The organism is Burkholderia sp. Ac-20344, from assembly GCF_017104975.1.
Taxonomy (GTDB): Bacteria; Pseudomonadota; Gammaproteobacteria; order Burkholderiales; family Burkholderiaceae; genus Burkholderia.
This window is the reverse complement of the sequence record NZ_JAAGPP010000310.1, coordinates 1-3,003: the sequence shown is the minus strand read 5'-3', so window position 1 is coordinate 3,003 and position 3,003 is coordinate 1. Positions and strand designations below refer to the sequence as shown.

Below are 3,003 nucleotides of genomic sequence, written 5' to 3'. Positions count from 1 at the left end.
GCTGCCACGGCCGCCGAACTGGCCGCCGCCGCGGCCTGAGCGCCGGGCAGGGCCGGGCGGGGCGCAAGCGGCCGCGCCGGGCAGCGTGAATCGTCCGCGAATTGCTGGTAAACACCGTCGGGCCGCCGCCGGGCGGCCGCGAAAGTTTTCCTGCCGACTGCCGTAAACCTGTTTAACGGCGGTCTCCCCGCCGGTCATTCGTGAGGGACAGGCAGTGCTGATTATCGTGGGAACACTCGTGACGCTGTTGTCCGTCTTCGGCGGTTATGCGCTGGCAGGCGGGCATCTGGGCGCCTTGATCCAGCCCGTCGAGATCCTGATGATCGTGGGGGCCGGTGTCGGCGCGTTCATCCTCGGCAACGGCGGCAAGACCATCAAGGCCACGCTGCGCGTGCTGCCGACGCTCTTCAAGGGCTCGAAATACACGAAGGATGTCTACATGGAGCTGATGGCGCTTCTTTACGTGCTGCTCGCGAAGGCACGCAAGGAAGGCACGCTCACGCTCGAGGCCGACATCGACGATCCGGAAAAGAGCCCGATCTTCACGCAATACCCGAAGATCCTCGCCGATCACCACATCGTCGAATTCCTGACCGACTACCTGCGCCTGATGGTGGGCGGCAACATGAACGCGTTCGAGATCGAGAGCCTGATGGACGAGGAGATCGAGACGCACCACGCGGAAGGCGAAGGCCCCGCGCACGCGCTGATGCGCGTCGGCGACGCGATGCCGGCATTCGGCATCGTCGCGGCCGTGATGGGCGTCGTGCACACGATGGCGTCCGCCGACAAGCCGCCCGCGGTGCTCGGCGCGATGATCGCGCAGGCGCTGGTCGGCACGTTCCTCGGGATCCTGCTGTCGTACGGGCTGATCGGGCCGCTCGCGAGCCTCGCGGAGCAGCGCGTCGCCGAGTCGACCAAGATGTTCCAGTGCATCAAGGTGACGATCCTCGCGACGCTGAACGGCTATGCGCCGGCGATTGCGGTCGAGTTCGGCCGCAAGGTGCTGTTCTCGACCGAGCGCCCGTCGTTTTCCGAGCTCGAAGAGCACGTGCGCCGCGTGAAGGCGAAGTGACGCGGAGCGCCCGATGAGCAAGAGCAAGGATCGCGCAATCGTCGTCAAGCGGGTGGCCCCGGCGAAGAAGGGCCACCACGGCGGCGCATGGAAGCTGGCGTACGCGGACTTTATGACCGCGATGATGGCGTTCTTCCTGCTGATGTGGCTGCTGAGCTCGGTCACGCCGGTGCAGCTGAAGGGGATCGCCGAATACTTCAACACGCCGCTGAAGGCCGCGCTGTTCGGCAGCGGCGACCGCAGCTCGCAGGATTCCAGCATCATCAACGGCGGCGGCCGCGACCTGTCGAGCGTCGACGCCGGCACGCTGCGCCGCACCGACGGCACGACGCAGCTTGCCGAACGCCTCGCGAAGATGGGCGACGAGCATTCCCGGTCGCAGGCGCAGACCGCGCAGGCCGCGCAGGACCGGCTCGAGCAGACGCGCCTGCACGACCTGCAGATCAAGCTGATGGCCGCGATCGAGGCCAACCCGACGCTGCGCCAATTCAAGCAGCAGATCCGCATCGATTCCACGCTGATGGGGCTGCGCATCGAGATCGTCGATTCGCAGAAGCGGCCGATGTTCGCGATGTCGAGCGACCACGTCGAGCCGTACATGCGCGACATCCTGCGCGAGATCGGCAAGACGCTGAACGACGTGCCGAACCGGATCATCGTCCAGGGCCACACCGACGCCGTGCCGTACGCGGGCGGCGAAGGCGGCTACAGCAACTGGGAGCTGTCGGCCGACCGCGCGAACGCGTCGCGCCGCGAGCTGATCGCGGGCGGCATGGGCGAGGCGAAGGTGCTGCGCGTGCTCGGCCTCGCGTCGACGCAGAACCTGAACAAGGCCGACCCGCTCGATCCGGAAAACCGCCGGATCAGCGTGATCGTGCTGAACCGCAAATCCGAAGAGGCGCTGATGCGCGACGATGCGACGACCACGACGCTGTCGGCCGATGCGGCCGGCTCGCAGCAGCTCGCGCAGCAGCTGGCCGGCCCGGCGCCGGCCGTGCGCCCGGCGCTCGCAGCGTCCGCCGCCGTCGCCGCGCCGAAACCCTGACGTTTACGAGATTCCGAGACAGACATGATCCGAACCATTCTCGCCATCGACGACTCCGCGACCATGCGTGCGCTGCTCCAGGCCACGCTGGCGCAGGCCGGCTACGACGTGACGGTGGCGCCGGACGGCGAGGCCGGCTTCGACCTGGCGGCCACCGTGCCGTACGACCTGGTGCTGACCGACCAGAACATGCCGCGCAAGAGCGGGCTCGAAGTGATTGCCGCGCTGCGCAAGCTGACCGCCTACACGGACACGCCGATCCTCGTGCTGACGACGGAAGGCAGTGACGCATTCAAGGACGCCGCGCGCGACGCGGGCGCGACCGGCTGGATCGAGAAGCCGATCGACCCCGCCGTGCTGGTCGACCTGGTCGCGACGCTGTCCGAGCCGGCCGCTTCCTGACATTCACGCGACGCATTCAACCCGGGACCGGGCATGACTCTCGACATCACTCAGTTCTACCAGACATTTTTCGACGAAGCGGACGAGCTGCTCGCGCAGATGGAGCAGTTGCTGCTGAACCTCGACGTCGGCTCGCCCGACCCCGAGGATCTGGCCGCGATCTTCCGCGCCGCGCATTCGATCAAGGGCGGCGCGGCGACGTTCGGCTTTTCCGCGCTGACCGATACGACGCACATCCTCGAATCGCTGCTCGACCGCGCGCGCAATCATGAGCTGACGCTGACCAAGGAAATGGTCGACGCGTTCCTCGAGACCAAGGACGTGCTGTCCGACCAGCTCGTCGACTACCGCGCAAGTGCCGAACCGGACGCGGCCGCCGCCGCGACGATCTGCGCGAAGCTCGAACGGCTGAAGGCCGAGAGCGGCGCGGGTGCGCCGGCTGCCGCCGCGCCTGCGCCGGTGGCGCCGGTCGCTGCTGCCG

General features: G+C 67.6%; 4 protein-coding genes. All 4 read left to right on the top strand.

The window, feature by feature from the left end:
• Positions 1–214 precede the first annotated feature (214 nt).
• The gene (gene motA / locus G3N64_RS38655) at positions 215–1,075 is read left to right on the top strand and encodes a flagellar motor stator protein MotA (protein WP_011350592.1); all 861 of its coding nucleotides are present in this window, start codon (positions 215–217) and stop codon (positions 1,073–1,075) included.
• Between the two features lie 13 nt (positions 1,076–1,088).
• Positions 1,089–2,120: a flagellar motor protein MotB gene (gene motB, locus G3N64_RS38650; protein WP_205788832.1), complete on the top strand. Its 1,032-nt coding sequence runs from the start codon at positions 1,089–1,091 to the stop codon at positions 2,118–2,120.
• Between the two features lie 24 nt (positions 2,121–2,144).
• Entirely contained in the window at positions 2,145–2,522 is a 378-nt protein-coding gene (locus G3N64_RS38645) for a response regulator (RefSeq protein ID WP_205788831.1), read from the top strand.
• A 33-nt stretch (positions 2,523–2,555) separates the two neighbouring features.
• On the top strand, positions 2,556–3,003 hold a 448-nt coding region (locus G3N64_RS38640), incomplete at its 3' end, for an Hpt domain-containing protein (RefSeq protein WP_205788830.1).

Coding starts and splice junctions, on each gene's coding strand:
- motB (WP_205788832.1), top strand. CDS start 1,089: ATGAGCAAGAGCAAGGATCGCGCAATCGTCGTCAAGCGGGTGGCCCCG.
- G3N64_RS38645 (WP_205788831.1), top strand. CDS start 2,145: ATGATCCGAACCATTCTCGCCATCGACGACTCCGCGACCATGCGTGCG.